Raw genomic sequence first — 14049 nt, forward strand, 5'->3', positions numbered from 1 at the left:
AAAAAATGCGTTGAAAGACAATGACGCTCACTCTACCCCTGACATTCCCTGCTGAAAACCGATAAGATCGCCACAACCTGTCAGAAAAACTCACAGATAAATGAGCCACGACCTTCCCCCCCTCAATGCCTTGCGCGCCTTCGAGGCCACCGCCCGCCTGAACAGCGTAAGCCAGGCGGCCGAACAGCTGCACGTCACCCACGGTGCCGTGAGCCGACAGTTGAAGGTGCTTGAAGAGCATTTGGGTGTCAGCCTGTTCATCAAGGATGGACGCGGCTTGAAACTCACAGATGCCGGCATGCGTCTGCGCGATGCCAGCACTGACGCGTTCGAGCGGTTACGCAGCGTGTGCGCAGAACTGACGCAAAGCACGGCAGATGCCCCGTTCGTCCTGGGCTGCTCGGGAAGCCTGCTGGCGCGCTGGTTTATTCCCCGTCTGGGCAGGCTCAATGCCGACCTGCCGGATTTGCGCCTGCACCTGTCCGCTGGCGAGGGTGACCTGGACCCCAGGCGACCAGGACTGGATGCCTTGCTGGTATTCGCCGAGCCGCCCTGGCCGGCCGACATGCAGGTGTATGAACTGGTGAGCGAGCAGATCGGCCCGGTCATGAGTCCGCACTACGCCGGATTCGCCCGCTTGCAGGCTGCACCGGCCAGCGCGCTGCTGGATGAATCGTTGCTGCATACCACGTCCCGCCCACAGGCCTGGCCGACCTGGGCACAGCAAAACGACCTTGACCCTCGGGCATTGAAGTTCGGGCAAGGATTCGAGCATCTGTATTATTTGCTGGAGGCCGCCGTAGCGGGGCTCGGCGTGGCGATCGCACCCGAGCCGTTGGTGGCCGAGGATGTGCGCGCAGGTCGCCTGGTCGCGCCGTGGGGGTTCGATGAAACGGCGGCGCGGCTGGCGTTATGGCTACCCAAGCGCGCCGCAGACGGGCGCGCTCGACAATTGGCCCAGTGGCTCAAGCATGAACTGAGCCAACCGGCTCAGTCACCGCGTTTGCACAGCAAGTAAGCAGCCAGCAAACCAAGCGCACCGACCGCGACACCGGCCGTGGTCCATGGGTGTTCCTGCGCGTAGTCGCGGGTGGCGATCCCGGTTTCACGGGTTTTCACCTTGACCTCTTCATACGCGTCACTGAGCAGATGGCGAGAATGTTTCAGCGCGTTCTCGGCATTGGCCTTGAGCGACTTGAGGGTCTTACGCGACTCGTCCGAAGCGTCGTCCTTCAGGCTTTCCAACGACTTGAGCAGACTCTCGATCTCCGCTTCCATGCTTTGCAACGAGGCTTTGCGTAACGAATTGCTGGCCATGGTGGCTCTCTCCTGCAGTGGTTGAGTGGCGTGTGTGAATTGGGACTGCGACCGCTTCTGAAAGTGCAGTAAATCTGAACTTCAAGGCATAAACGGCGCCACACGTAAGGCGAAAAATCGCTGCTAGGCTGTTAAAGACAACCAAGGAGAACGTCATGACTGATCATCACACCTACAAAAAAGTCGAGCTGGTCGGCTCCTCTCCCACCAGCATAGAAGACGCCATCAACAACGCCCTGGCCGAGGCCAGCAAAAGCCTCAAGCTCCTGGAGTGGTTCGAAGTCACGGAGACCCGTGGTCACATCGAAAATGGCCGGGCCGCGCACTTCCAAGTGACCATCAAGGTCGGCTTCCGGATTGCCAATAGCTGAGGGGCGGTGAACTTGCACGCTGGCGGAGTGCCATAGGGAATGGCGATGCGCTATCTGGCAAGCGCGTCATGTCTGTTCGATCCCTGCCCTATTGATCCGACCAAGGAGTGCGAGCGATGAAAAATTTGATGGTAGCCCTGGGTTTGCTAAGCCTTGCCGGTGGCGCGTTTGCGGCCGGCAAGCCCTGCGAAGAGCTGAAAAGCGAAATCGCAGCGAAGTTGGACGCCAAGGGAGTGTCAGGGTATTCGCTGGAAATCGTCGATAAAGGCGCAGCGGCTGACGGAAAAGTCGTAGGCACCTGTGAGGGCGGTACAAAGGAAATCGTCTACAAACGCGGCTGATAGCGCGTTCAGTTCAAAGCCGACGCACAGCGTCGGCTTTTTATTGCCGCAACTCAGCCCTTCATGACCTGCGCCAGCAACTCATACGAGTGCAGGCGATCAGCGTGTTCATACAGGTCGCTGGTAAAAATCAGCTCATCGGCCTGGGTTTGCTCGATCAGTACCTCCAGCTTGGCGCGAATCTTCTGCGGGCCGCCGACCATGGCCAGGCCAAGGAAATCACCCACCGCTTCTTTCTCGTGGGGTAACCAGAGGCCGTTCATGGTTTCCACCGGTGGACGCTGCACCAGGCTCTGGCCGCGCATCAGCGCCAGGATCCGCTGATACACCGACGTCGCCAGGTAATCGGCTTGTTCATCCGTGTCTGCCGCCACCAGCGGCACACCGAGCATCACATAAGGCTTGTCGAGCACTGCCGACGGCTTGAAGTGGTTGCGGTAGATACGAATTGCCTCGTGCATGTAGCGCGGTGCGAAATGGGAGGCGAACGCGTAAGGCAAACCGCGCTCACCGGCCAGTTGTGCACTGAACAGGCTCGACCCCAGCAACCACACCGGCACGTTGGTGCCGGTGCCGGGCATGGCAATAATGCGTTGGTCCGGGGTGCGCGGGCCCAAATAGCGCATCAGTTCGGCCACGTCTTCAGGGAAATCGTCCGCGCTGCCGGAGCGCTCACGACGCAGCGCCCGGGCGGTCATCTGGTCGGAACCGGGCGCACGCCCCAACCCCAGGTCGATCCGACCCGGGTAGAGGCTTTCCAGCGTGCCGAACTGTTCGGCGATGATCAACGGCGCGTGATTGGGCAACATGACCCCGCCGGAGCCGACACGAATGGTCGAAGTTCCCCCCGCCAGATACCCCAGCAGCACCGCCGTCGCGGAGCTGGCGATACCGTCCATGTTGTGGTGCTCGGCCACCCAGAAGCGGGTGTAACCGTATTTTTCCACGTGCTGCGCCAGGTCCAGCGAGTTGCGCAAGGACTGGGCGGCATTGCCATCGGCGCGGACAGGCACCAGGTCGAGGGTTGAGAATTTCACTTCGGACAGCTGTTTCATGGGCCGGGATCTCCAACGGCGTTCCGGGCTTTTCCAAGGGCAAAAGCCTGCCGTTTCTAAAGGTGTGTTCCATGCAATGTGGGCATATACCCGAGTTTCAATAGCTGCGAAGAAATTTCCTACTAAATTCGTCGGCTAATCGACAAGGTGAACTTTTCCGGGCGGTCTATCCTCACAACCCAGACAGCTAAAAAACACCCAGGCGCGTCTCTCGCGCCGGATCTTCAGGAGGCAGACATGGCTATCATCAAGAAAGCATCGGCTCATTGGGAAGGTGACCTGAAAACTGGTATCGGCTCCATTTCCACGGAAACCGGTGTGTTGCGCGAAGCGCCCTATGGCTTCAAGGCGCGCTTTGAAGGCGGCAAGGGCACCAACCCGGAGGAACTGATTGGCGCGGCCCATGCCGGCTGTTTTTCCATGGCCTTTTCGATGATCCTCGGCGATGCCGGGCTCAAGGCCGACAGCATCGACACCAACGCTGAAGTGACCCTGGACCAGGTCGATGGCGGTTTCGCGATCACGGCAGTCAAGTTGGTACTCAAGGCGAAAATTCCCGGCGCCAGCCAGGCGCAATTCGACGAACTGAGCAAGAAGGCCAAGGAAGGGTGTCCGGTTTCCAAGGTGCTGAACGCCCAGATCACCCTGGATGCGACGCTGGTGAACTGACGCATGAAAGGGTCGCAGCCTTTGCAGGCGCTGCTGAAGGCTGCGATTTCTTGAATACGGTCGAGCTGTTTACCCTGGCGCAATTATGATCGAATGAAGCCTGCAGTTTCAGCGCACAGGCAGTGCGCGCTGCCATGAGGAATTCGAACATGAAACGATCAGCCCTGGTGGTCATCGGCTGTGCATTCGCTGCATCAGCCCTTGCAGACCCCAAACCCTGCGAAGAGCTGAAAGCGGAAATCGAAGCGAAGATCCAGGCCAATAACGTGCCTTCCTACACATTGGAAATCGTGACCAATGATGAAGTGCACGACGAAAATATGGTCGTGGGCAGTTGCGAAAACGGCACCAAAAAGATCATCTACCAGAAGAACGACAGCTAAGCTGTCCTACGGAACGCAATTGACCTGCCGTTCTTCGGCCACGATTTCACGCTTGGCGTTATAAAGTCGGGCGCTGGGTGTGAACGCCAGGTTGCGAGCCTCCAGGCGATAACGCTGGCCCGCCTCGAAATGGTCATAACGCACGAGCATGTAGCACAACCGCTCCCGCGGTTCAGCTTGCATACCCAACCCACCACCGCTAAACACTTCGAAGTCGAAGCGCACTTTCAGTTCGTGACTGCCCGGCGAAACCTGAAAGAACCTTCCGTCCCGCAATCGCTGGCCATCGAGGCTTTCAGCCATCAACATTTTGCCGCCCGGCATGGGGGTAGCGAAATCGATCCACGCCATGTTCGGGTCGACCTGGGGCAGCGGGCTCGTTGCACAACCGCCCATGGAGACCAGGGCAAGTAACAGCAGAGGTAAGCGCATGGTGAATTTCCCGGAAATCAGGCACTGAGCATAGCGCCAATCAAGTGTGTTGGCAGCCCGCCGGCGTACCTTGTCCCACTACTTTGCGTTGTTGATCGTAAAGCTTGGCCCATGGCCGGAAACCGATGCTGCCGGCCTGCAGTTGGTAACGTTGGCCCGCGTTGAAATCCTTGAACTTCACATTCAACCGGCAATCACGCCACAGCGGCTCGGCATCCGGGCCGATGTTGCCGGGCTCGACGGCAAACTGATAACGCACCGTCAGCTCATGGCTGCCGGGTTGCACTTCGAAATAGCGCCGGTCGATAGACGTCTTGTCATCGACTTTTAGCGCTTGCAGCGCGGTGTCCTGCTGGTTTCCCAGGTCGATCCACGCCTGGGATGGATCAGGGTCAGGCAAACCGGCGCAACCGGTCAGCAGCAACAGGCCGCTCGTCAGCATCAACACGCGCATAGCGAAGCTCCAGGCAAGCGAGATAGTCTTGTGGACAGACTTCCCAGGGTGATTCCAATTGATCAGGCCGCGTTCAAGCCATCGGTTACTCGACCGTGTTTTCCAGATTTTGTTTCCAAGTCTCCTGCTTTTGTTACTGAACGGTTGCACAAGCGCCGCTTATTACAGCCAGCTCGTCGGTGGGCAACTGCGGTTGTTGCAGGCCCGAGAGCCTGTCGACCAGGTCATCGCCGACCCTGCTCGCGATGCCCAACTGAAAGCGCACCTGACCCAGGCGCGCGAGGCACGGACGTTCGCCAGTGATCACCTGCATTTGCCGGACAACAAAAGCTATCGCCTGTATGCGGACATTGGCCGCCCGTTCGTAGTCTGGAATGTCTTCACCACGCCAGAGTTTTCCCTGGCGCCGCAAAATCATTGTTTCCCCATTGCCGGTTGCGTGGCTTATCGCGGTTACTACAGTCAGGGCGCAGCCCGTGGCGAAGCCGCATTGCGGCGTTTGCAGGGCATGGACGTGTCGATCGGTGGTGTAGAGGCCTATTCGACACTGGGCTGGTTCAACGATCCGATCCTGAGTTCGATGATGCATTGGGGCGACGAACGCCTGGCGACGCTGATCTTCCATGAACTGGCGCACCAGCGCTTTTATGTAAAGGACGACACAGAATTCAATGAGTCCTTCGCCACCTTCGTCGAGCAGGAAGGCAGCCGGCAATGGCGCGCCAGTCGAGGCCTGGCGCCGGATAACGGTAAACGGGTACGCCAGCGTGACCAATTCATCCAATTGATTCTCGACACCCGCCAGCGCCTGGAAACCCTCTATGCCCAACCCCTGACAGCTGAACAGATGCGCCAACGCAAAGCTGCGGAATTCGAACGCCTGCGCACCGACTATGAGCAGTTGCGCGACACTCAATGGGCAGGCGACAAACGCTACGATGCCTGGGTCTATGCCCCTCTGAACAATGCGCGATTGCTGCCGTTCGGGCTGTATGACCAGTGGGTGCCGGCGTTTGCGGCGCTGTTCAAGCACAAGGGCGGCGATTGGATTGGGTTTTATGCGGCGGTGGAAAAGCTCGGCAAGTTGCCGATCGACGAGCGCAAGGCGGCCTTGAAGGCGTTGGCAGCGCCGAAGACCTCTGCGGATTAGGCGCACGTCATCGCGTGTAGGAGCTGCCGAGCGAAGCGAGGCTGCGATCTTTTCCCTGATGCTTGAGTCTCAAGCGAAAGATCAAAAGATCGCAGCCTTCGGCAGCTCCTACAACGGGACACCCAGCACAAAAAAAGGGCATACCGATTCATCGGTATGCCCTTTTGATTGCCGCTTTCTTCCCCCTGGTTGAGGTACTCGCAGCAATTATGGGTTGACGCTGTCTTTCAAGAACTTGCCTGGTTTGAAGGCAACGGTGTTGCTGGCCTTGATCTTCACCGGCTCACCGGTCTGTGGGTTTTTGCCGGTGCGGGCGCCGCGGTGGCGTTGCAGGAAAGTGCCGAAGCCCACCAAGGTGACGCTGTCCTTGCGGTGCAGGGCGCCGGTGATTTCTTCGAGGACGGCGTTGAGGACGCGGTTGGCTTGTTCTTTGGTGAGGTCTGCTTTTTCCGCGATAGCGGCGGCGAGTTCTGGTTTACGCATGAATGAAGCCCCTTTGACGGTTTTTTTGTTGTTATGTCCGTGCCGTTCTCTTTGGAACGGCCCCTAAGGCGCCGCAGGCTCTACTCTGCGGCAGACGGGAGTGAGGATGGCACGGAGCCGAAAACGGCGCCAGTGTCCGGGCGACCTTTGTGGGACCAAAAGTAGGGTTTTTGCGACAGAACGACCAGTATTTACGCCAGCAAGGGTGGAAGTTCCTTGTTCAGCGCCAGTTTCTCCATCACCGCCGTGCCTGTCAGCGCGTAGCCCAGCAGGTTGCCTTGAGCGTCGCGGCATAACGCCTTGATGTCCGCACCCTGCCCTTCGACGCTCCACACACCCTCGCTGCCTCGCGGTGGAGGCGACACCACCAGTGGGCACACCGGGGTTTTTACGGTAATCGGCATGGCGCCGTAGCTGACGGCCGTCGGGTTGCCGGCCAGGGTCTGGGCCAGGGCCCGGGCGCAGCTCATCAGCGGCATGACATACAGCAGGTTCAAGCCGTCGACCTCGGCGCAGTCACCCAGGGCGTAGATGTTGGCGTGGGAAGTTTTCAACTGACGGTCGACCACAACGCCACGGTTGACCACCAGACCGGCGGCGGCCGCCAGGTCGATGCGTGGGCGCAAGCCGATGGCCGAGACCACCAGGTCACAGGCAATCACCTGGCCGTCGGACAGGTGCGCCTCCAGCCCGTCGGCGACCTTCTGCAAGCGGTTGAGCACGGGGCCCAGGTGGAAACGCGCGCCGAGGCTTTCCAGCCCGGCCTGGACCGCTGCGGCAGCGGCCGGGTGCAGCAGCGTCGGCATGACTTGCTCGCACGGCGCCACCAGTTGCACTTCGTAGCCACCCAGGCTCAGGTCGTTAGCGAACTCACAACCAATCAGGCCAGCGCCGAGCAACAACACCCGACGCTTGCCAGCGGCCGCGGCCCTGAAGCGTGCGTAGTCTTCCAAGTCGTTGATCGGAAAAATCAGCTCCGCCGCATCGCCCTGCACCGGCACGCGCACGGTTTCGGCGCCCCAGGCCAGGATCAGGTCACGGTAGCTCACCGCCTCTTCGCCGATCCACAGCCGCTTGTGGCCCGGATCGATGCCGCTGATGCGGGTGTGGGTGCGTACTTGGGCCTTGAGTTGCTCGGCCATGGCCCCCGGTTCGGCCATGCTCAGGCCGTCGGCATCCTTGTTTTTTCCAAAGCCTGTGGAGAGCATCGGCTTGGAATACGAGCGCCCGTCGTCCGCGGTGATCAGCAGCAACGGGGTTTCGCTGTCGAGCTTGCGAAACTCCCGGGCCAGGTTATAACCGGCCAGGCCCGTACCGACGATGACGACAGGTGCGCTCATGTTGCTCTCCATTTGATGAAACGATCAGTTGATTTCGATCATTTCGAAATCCATTTTGCCGACGCCACAGTCCGGGCACAGCCAGTCTGCCGGTACGTCCTCCCAGCGAGTGCCGGGCGCGATGCCATCGTCAGGCCAGCCGTCAGCTTCGTTGTAGATCAGGCCGCAGACGATACATTGCCACTTCTTCATTCCAATATTTCCTCAAGATGTCAGGCCTTGGCCGGTATTTTCCGGCTCAGGGCCGTTTTGTACTGATCGGTTGCCACAGATGCAAGCATGATCGGCGGGACGGCAGGCCAGGCCAGTCAAAATCACCGACCGACATGGTAAGCTCGCGCCCTCATTTGCTGCCATTCAAGACCTCTGTGCCGCATACAAATTCGATATTTCCTACACTCCAATGGCTGCCCCAGCCCCTGCTGTCGCCTCGCCCCGATGCGGGTGTCCTCGACTGGCTGTTCGACGAAGGCTCCCTGACCCGGCGCCTCACGCGCCTGTCGGACGGCCATTTCAGCGTGACGCCGTTGTTCGAAGGCTGGCAACCATTGCGCGCCGACGAATGCGCTGCCCTGGACCTGGCCGAGGGCAGCGAGGGCTGGGTACGCGAGGTGTATCTGCGCGGCCATGACCAGCCGTGGGTGTTCGCCCGCAGTGTGGCGGCGCGCAGCGCCTTGCAGGGTGACGGCTTGCAGATGGACGAACTGGGCAGCCGTTCCCTGGGGGAGTTGCTGTTTTGCGACCAGGCGTTCCAGCGCCGAGCCATCGAAGTTTGCCATTACCCCGAGGCCGGGTTGCCGGAAGAAGTGCGCGCCAGCGGGCTGTGGGGTCGCCGTTCACGCTTCGATCGCGGTGCGTTGAGCGTGCTGGTGGCGGAAATTTTCCTGCCGCGCCTGTGGACCGTCGCCCGCGCCTATTCGGAGAGTTTTTGATGTACGTGCAACTGCTCAAATCCTTGAATCGCCTGAACCCACGGGCCTGGGACTTCGTGCAACTGACCCGCATGGACAAGCCCATCGGCATCTACCTGCTGCTGTGGCCGACGTTGTGGGCGTTGTGGATTGCCGGGGAAGGCTCGCCGTCCATCGCCAACGTGGTGATTTTCGTCCTCGGCGTGGTGCTGACCCGCGCCGGCGGTTGTGTGATCAATGACTGGGCCGACCGCAAGGTCGACGGTCACGTCAAGCGCACCGAGCAGCGCCCGCTGGTGAGCGGCAAGATCAGTTCGAAAGAGGCACTGGTGTTCTTCGCCGTGCTGATGAGCGTGAGTTTCCTGCTGGTGCTGTGCACCAACGCACCGACCATCCTGCTCTCCCTCGGGGGTTTGGCGCTGGCACTCAGCTACCCGTTCATGAAGCGCTATACCTATTACCCGCAAGTGGTCCTGGGCGCGGCGTTCTCCTGGGGCATGCCAATGGCGTTCACCGCCGAAACCGGTCATCTGCCGGCCGCCGCCTGGCTGCTGTACATCGCCAACCTGCTGTGGACGGTGGGCTACGACACCTATTACGCGATGACCGACCGGGACGATGACCTGCGCATCGGCGTGAAATCCACGGCGATCCTGTTTGGCGATGCCGACCGGGTGATCATCCTGACGTTGCAAGGCCTGGCCTTGGGCTGCCTGCTGTTGGCCGGGTCGAAATTCCAGCTGGGCGGCTGGTTCCACCTGGGGCTGGTGGCCGCTGCCGCATGCTTCGCCTGGGAGTTCTGGTACACCCGTAACCGGGACCGGATGCGCTGCTTCCAGGCATTCCTGCACAACCACTGGGCCGGGCTGGCGATTTTCGTGGGGATCGTGCTGGATTACGCGTTGCGCTGAATCCCAGGCGGGGCCCCTGTGGCGAGGGGATTTATCCCCGTTTGCTGTGGGAGCAAAGCTTGCTCGCGAAACAGGCACCTCGATTTCTAAGAGACCGCAGCGCCTTCATCGCGGGCAAGCCTTGCTCCCACATAAATCCCCACGCCACAGATGATCTATCGTTACGTTGGTGGAATACTTCTGTCAGGGCTTGGCAACCTTCCAGGCACCGTCCATCACGCCGTCACCGGTCTTGTCTCCGGCTTTGGTGTCCTTCACAAAGGTGTAGAGCGGCTTGCCCTTGTAGGCCCACTGCATTGAGCCGTCATCACGCTTGATCACGGTCCAGTCCCCCATGGATTTATCACCCGCCTCAGCCATCAGCGGTGGCCAATTGGCCGCACACTTGTCATTGCACATCGACTTGCCGGCCGAGTCCTTGGCGAAGGTGTAAAGCGTCATGCCCTTAGAGTCGGTGAACATGCCGTCCTTCTCCATCGCAGGATCGGCTGCCATCGCCAATCCAGGCAGCGTCAGGGCAGCAGCCATCAGCAGGGCTTTGAAAGAAACAGTCATTTGTTTCATGGAAACCTTCTTTTGTGGTTGTCTGAATTCGGACTCAAAAGCTTAGTCCAGGATCCTCTACACTGCCGGGTGCCGAAATAAGTGTCACACGACTGCAATAATTCCGTTATCTAATGCGGCGCAAGACAGTTAAATGACAAGAGGATTACCCCATGGTTGGCAGGAGCATTCTGATCGTCGACGACGAGGCGCCCATCCGCGAGATGATCGCTGTTGCGTTGGAGATGGCCGGCTATGACTGCATGGAAGCAGAAAACTCTCAACAGGCCCACGCCATCATCGTCGACCGCAAGCCCGACCTGATTCTGCTGGACTGGATGCTGCCCGGCACGTCTGGCATCGAACTGGCACGACGCCTCAAGCGCGACGAGCTGACCGGCGATATTCCGATCATCATGCTCACCGCCAAGGGCGAAGAGGACAACAAGATCCAGGGCCTGGAGGTCGGTGCCGACGACTACATCACCAAGCCGTTTTCCCCGCGGGAGCTGGTAGCGCGCCTGAAGGCCGTGCTGCGACGCGCCGGGCCGACCGATGGCGAAGCCCCCATCGAAGTCGGTGGCCTGCTGCTCGACCCGATCAGCCACCGCGTGACCATCGACGGCAAACCCGCCGAGATGGGCCCGACCGAATACCGCCTGCTGCAATTTTTCATGACTCACCAGGAACGTGCCTACACCCGCGGCCAACTGCTGGACCAGGTCTGGGGCGGCAACGTCTATGTCGAGGAGCGCACCGTGGACGTGCACATCCGGCGCCTGCGCAAGGCACTCGGCGACGCCTATGAAAATCTGGTACAAACCGTGCGCGGCACCGGTTATCGTTTTTCGACCAAGGCCTGATCCGAGCCCTTACCGCCCGACAAAGCTGACAAGGACGCGCGTCACGTGAACCAAAACTGGCATGGCACCCTGATTCGCCACATGTTGTTGCTGGTGACCGGCTGTTTGCTGATCGGCCTGATCAGCGGTTACTACGGTTGGAGCCTGGCCGCGGGCCTTGGGCTTTACCTGGCCTGGACGCTCAAGCAATTGCTGCGCCTGCATGAATGGCTGCGCCTGCACCAACCCGACGAAGCGCCGCCCGACGGCTATGGCCTGTGGGGTGAGGTGTTCGACAGCATCTACCACCTGCAACGGCGCGACCAGCGCGTTCGCGGACGCCTGCAGGCGGTGATCGACCGGGTCCAGGAGTCCACCGCCGCGCTGAAAGACGCGGTGATCATGCTCGACAGCGACGGCAACCTGGAGTGGTGGAACCGCGCCGCCGAGACCCTGCTGGGCCTCAAGACACCCCAGGACAGCGGCCAGCCGGTGACCAACCTGGTGCGTCATCCGCGCTTCAAGGAGTATTTCGAGCAGGCCAATTACGCCGAGCCGCTGGAGATCCCTTCACCCACCAATGACCGGCTACGCATCCAGCTGTACATCACGCGCTATGGCAACAATGAGCACTTGATGCTGGTGCGCGACGTCACGCGTATTCATCAGCTGGAACAGATGCGCAAGGACTTCATCGCCAACGTTTCCCACGAACTGCGCACGCCGTTGACGGTGATCTGTGGTTACCTGGAAACCCTGCTCGACAACGTCGAGGAGGTGAACCCGCGCTGGAGCCGGGCCTTGCAGCAGATGCACCAGCAAAGCGGGCGCATGCAGACCCTGCTCAACGACTTGTTGCTGCTGGCGAAGCTGGAAGCCACCGATTACCCGTCGGACAACCAGCCAGTGCCCATCGACGACCTGCTGCAAACCATTGTCGAAGATGCGCAGGAACTGTCCGGCTCCAAGCAGCAGACCATCACCCTGGAGGCCGACCCTGCCGTGCAGCTCAAAGGCAGCGAGGCGGAACTGCGCAGTGCCTTTTCCAACCTGGTGTTCAACGCGGTCAAGTACACCCCGGAGCAAGGCCGGATCCATGTGCGCTGGTGGGGCGATGAGCAAGGCGCGCACCTGAGCGTGCGGGATTCGGGGATCGGCATCGACAGCAAGCATTTGCCGCGCCTGACCGAACGTTTCTACCGTGTCGACTCCAGCCGCAACTCCAATACCGGGGGCACCGGGCTGGGCCTGGCCATCGTCAAACACGTCCTGCTGCGCCATCGCGCCCGCATGGAAATCAGCAGCGTACCCGGCCATGGCAGCACCTTTACCTGCCATTTCGCCCCGGCCCAGGTGACTCGCACACGCCTGGCCCATCCCGCTGATTGAGCACGCCCCCTAGGCAATCGCCCAGTCAGCCGCTACATTGACTGACTTGCGCCTGCCTTTTCAGGCGCTCATTTTTTAATTCCTACGACTATACGGAACCCGCAAAACTCCATCATGGACCCTTCCCCTGGCTTGTCCCTCGTTACCCTCTTCGCCGAATTCGGCATGATTCTTTTTGCTCTGATCCTGGTTTTGCTCAACGGTTTTTTCGTTGCGGCCGAATTCGCCATGGTCAAGCTGCGCTCGACCCGGGTCGAGGCCATTGCCGAGCAGAACGGCTGGCGCGGGCACATCCTGCGCACCGTCCATAGCCAGCTCGACGCCTACCTGTCGGCGTGCCAGCTGGGTATCACCCTGGCCTCCCTGGGCCTGGGCTGGGTCGGTGAGCCGGCGTTCGCCCACATCCTCGAGCCGTTGCTGGGCGCGGTCGGCGTACAGTCGCCGGAAGTGATCAAGGGCGTGTCGTTCTTCACCGCGTTCTTCATCATTTCGTACCTGCACATCGTGGTCGGTGAACTGGCGCCCAAATCCTGGGCGATCCGCAAGCCCGAGCTGCTGTCGCTGTGGACCGCCGTGCCGCTGTACCTGTTCTACTGGGCCATGTACCCGGCGATCTACCTGCTCAACGCCAGTGCCAACGCCATCTTGCGCATCGCCGGCCAAGGCGAGCCTGGCCCGCATCACGAGCACCACTACAGCCGCGAAGAACTGAAGCTGATCCTGCACTCCAGCCGTGGCCAGGACCCGAGCGACCAAGGCATGCGCGTGCTGGCCTCGGCCGTGGAGATGGGCGAACTGGAAGTGGTGGACTGGGCCAACTCCCGGGAAGACCTGGTGACGCTGGAGTTCAACGCGCCGCTCAAGGAAATCCTGGCGATGTTCCGTCGCCACAAGTTCAGCCGTTATCCGGTGTATGACAGCGAGCGCCAGGAGTTCGTCGGCCTGCTGCACATCAAGGACCTGCTGCTGGAACTGGCGGCCCTGGATCACATCCCCGAGTCGTTCAACCTGGCCGAACTGACTCGGCCGCTGGAGCGCGTGTCGCGGCACATGCCGCTGTCGCAATTGCTGGAGCAGTTCCGCAAGGGCGGCTCGCACTTCGCCTTGGTCGAGGAAGCCGACGGCAACATCATCGGCTACCTGACCATGGAAGACGTGCTGGAAGTGTTGGTGGGCGATATCCAGGACGAACACCGCAAGGCCGAACGCGGCATCCTGGCCTACCAGCCGGGCAAGCTGCTGGTACGGGGTGATACGCCGCTGTTCAAGGTCGAGCGCTTGCTGGGCATCGACCTGGACCACATCGAAGCCGAAACCCTGGCCGGGTTGGTCTATGAAACCCTCAAGCGCGTACCGGAAGAGGAAGAAGTGCTGGAAGTCGAAGGCCTGCGGATCATCATCAAGAAGATGAAAGGGCCGAAGATCATCCTGGCGAAGGTGTTGATGCTCGATTGAGTG

General features: G+C 60.5%; 19 protein-coding genes. 11 read left to right on the top strand and 8 right to left on the bottom strand.

Going from position 1 to position 14049, the window contains the following annotated elements; all coding sequences use genetic code 11:
• The first annotated feature begins 100 nt into the window (after nucleotides 1–100).
• A complete protein-coding gene (locus AC09SL_RS10560) occupies nucleotides 101–1018 on the top strand; it encodes a LysR family transcriptional regulator (RefSeq protein ID WP_058544933.1) in 918 nt (305 codons plus the stop codon).
• Here the strand turns inward: AC09SL_RS10560 and AC09SL_RS10565 are convergent.
• Nucleotides 991–1317, bottom strand: coding sequence for an ElaB/YgaM/YqjD family protein (locus AC09SL_RS10565; RefSeq protein ID WP_003196426.1), 327 nt, complete (start codon nucleotides 1315–1317; stop codon nucleotides 991–993). The two genes, AC09SL_RS10560 and AC09SL_RS10565, sit on opposite strands and share 28 nt — an antisense overlap.
• Before the next feature lie 155 nt (nucleotides 1318–1472).
• On the opposite strand from AC09SL_RS10565, the gene AC09SL_RS10570 reads away from it, so the two are divergent.
• Both AC09SL_RS10570 and AC09SL_RS10575 read left to right on the top strand, forming a co-directional pair.
• Nucleotides 1473–1688, top strand: coding sequence for a dodecin (locus AC09SL_RS10570; RefSeq protein ID WP_058544934.1), 216 nt, complete (start codon nucleotides 1473–1475; stop codon nucleotides 1686–1688).
• 116 nt (nucleotides 1689–1804) lie between these two features.
• Nucleotides 1805–2029, top strand: a complete 225-nt coding sequence (locus AC09SL_RS10575) for a DUF1161 domain-containing protein (RefSeq protein WP_058544935.1) — start codon at nucleotides 1805–1807, stop codon at nucleotides 2027–2029.
• A 53-nt stretch (nucleotides 2030–2082) separates the two neighbouring features.
• Here the strand turns inward: AC09SL_RS10575 and AC09SL_RS10580 are convergent, their stop codons facing one another.
• Nucleotides 2083–3084 carry an LLM class flavin-dependent oxidoreductase gene (locus AC09SL_RS10580; protein ID WP_058544936.1) on the bottom strand — a complete coding sequence of 334 codons (1002 nt, stop codon included), beginning with the start codon at nucleotides 3082–3084 and terminating at the stop codon, nucleotides 2083–2085.
• A 237-nt stretch (nucleotides 3085–3321) separates the two neighbouring features.
• Between AC09SL_RS10580 and AC09SL_RS10585 the strand changes: the two genes are divergently transcribed.
• Both AC09SL_RS10585 and AC09SL_RS10590 read left to right on the top strand, forming a co-directional pair.
• Nucleotides 3322–3753, top strand: coding sequence for an OsmC family protein (locus tag AC09SL_RS10585; protein WP_003196419.1), 432 nt, complete (start codon nucleotides 3322–3324; stop codon nucleotides 3751–3753).
• 149 nt (nucleotides 3754–3902) lie between these two features.
• Nucleotides 3903–4136 (top strand): DUF1161 domain-containing protein, encoded by a 234-nt coding sequence (locus tag AC09SL_RS10590; protein WP_058544937.1) that lies wholly within the window; start codon nucleotides 3903–3905, stop codon nucleotides 4134–4136.
• Between the two features lie 6 nt (nucleotides 4137–4142).
• Here AC09SL_RS10590 and AC09SL_RS10595 read toward each other — a convergent pair whose 3' ends face one another.
• Entirely contained in the window at nucleotides 4143–4568 is a 426-nt protein-coding gene (locus tag AC09SL_RS10595) for a PA0061/PA0062 family lipoprotein (RefSeq protein WP_058544938.1), read from the bottom strand.
• 40 nt (nucleotides 4569–4608) lie between these two features.
• Entirely contained in the window at nucleotides 4609–5022 is a 414-nt protein-coding gene (locus AC09SL_RS10600; RefSeq protein ID WP_058544939.1) for a PA0061/PA0062 family lipoprotein, read from the bottom strand.
• Between the two features lie 58 nt (nucleotides 5023–5080).
• Here AC09SL_RS10600 and AC09SL_RS10605 point away from each other — a divergent pair, with 58 nt between their 5' ends.
• On the top strand, nucleotides 5081–6172 hold the full coding sequence (locus AC09SL_RS10605) for an aminopeptidase (RefSeq protein WP_058544940.1): 1092 nt from the start codon (nucleotides 5081–5083) through the stop codon (nucleotides 6170–6172).
• Between the two features lie 207 nt (nucleotides 6173–6379).
• Here AC09SL_RS10605 and AC09SL_RS10610 read toward each other — a convergent pair whose 3' ends face one another.
• From AC09SL_RS10610 to AC09SL_RS10620, 3 genes are all read right to left on the bottom strand, one after another.
• A complete protein-coding gene (locus tag AC09SL_RS10610) occupies nucleotides 6380–6655 on the bottom strand; it encodes an HU family DNA-binding protein (RefSeq protein WP_003177201.1) in 276 nt (91 codons plus the stop codon).
• Nucleotides 6656–6846: 191 nt separating this feature from the next.
• A complete protein-coding gene (locus AC09SL_RS10615; protein ID WP_058544941.1) occupies nucleotides 6847–7995 on the bottom strand; it encodes an NAD(P)/FAD-dependent oxidoreductase in 1149 nt (382 codons plus the stop codon).
• Between the two features lie 24 nt (nucleotides 7996–8019).
• Nucleotides 8020–8187, bottom strand: a complete 168-nt coding sequence (locus AC09SL_RS10620) for a rubredoxin (protein ID WP_003177199.1) — start codon at nucleotides 8185–8187, stop codon at nucleotides 8020–8022.
• A 176-nt stretch (nucleotides 8188–8363) separates the two neighbouring features.
• On the opposite strand from AC09SL_RS10620, the gene AC09SL_RS10625 reads away from it, so the two are divergent.
• On the top strand, nucleotides 8364–8927 hold the full coding sequence (locus AC09SL_RS10625; protein WP_058544943.1) for a chorismate--pyruvate lyase family protein: 564 nt from the start codon (nucleotides 8364–8366) through the stop codon (nucleotides 8925–8927).
• Nucleotides 8927–9817, top strand: a complete 891-nt coding sequence (ubiA, locus tag AC09SL_RS10630) for a 4-hydroxybenzoate octaprenyltransferase (protein ID WP_058544942.1) — start codon at nucleotides 8927–8929, stop codon at nucleotides 9815–9817. Before AC09SL_RS10625 ends, ubiA begins: the two co-directional genes overlap by 1 nt.
• Before the next feature lie 183 nt (nucleotides 9818–10000).
• On the opposite strand, the gene AC09SL_RS10635 is transcribed toward ubiA, so the two are convergent.
• Nucleotides 10001–10381, bottom strand: a complete 381-nt coding sequence (locus AC09SL_RS10635) for a COG4315 family predicted lipoprotein (RefSeq protein ID WP_064106848.1) — start codon at nucleotides 10379–10381, stop codon at nucleotides 10001–10003.
• Nucleotides 10382–10533: 152 nt separating this feature from the next.
• Between AC09SL_RS10635 and phoB the strand changes: the two genes are divergently transcribed.
• The 3 genes from phoB to AC09SL_RS10650 all read left to right on the top strand — a co-directional run bounded on the left by phoB (nucleotide 10534) and on the right by AC09SL_RS10650 (nucleotide 14046).
• Nucleotides 10534–11223, top strand: coding sequence for a phosphate regulon transcriptional regulator PhoB (phoB, locus tag AC09SL_RS10640; RefSeq protein ID WP_003177195.1), 690 nt, complete (start codon nucleotides 10534–10536; stop codon nucleotides 11221–11223).
• A gap of 81 nt (nucleotides 11224–11304) precedes the next feature.
• The gene (phoR, locus tag AC09SL_RS10645) at nucleotides 11305–12591 is read left to right on the top strand and encodes a phosphate regulon sensor histidine kinase PhoR (RefSeq protein ID WP_217501342.1); all 1287 of its coding nucleotides are present in this window, start codon (nucleotides 11305–11307) and stop codon (nucleotides 12589–12591) included.
• 114 nt (nucleotides 12592–12705) lie between these two features.
• On the top strand, nucleotides 12706–14046 hold the full coding sequence (locus tag AC09SL_RS10650) for a hemolysin family protein (RefSeq protein WP_014335895.1): 1341 nt from the start codon (nucleotides 12706–12708) through the stop codon (nucleotides 14044–14046).
• The last annotated feature ends 3 nt before the right edge of the window (nucleotides 14047–14049 follow it).

Source organism: Pseudomonas sp. PF05 (assembly GCF_056521845.1).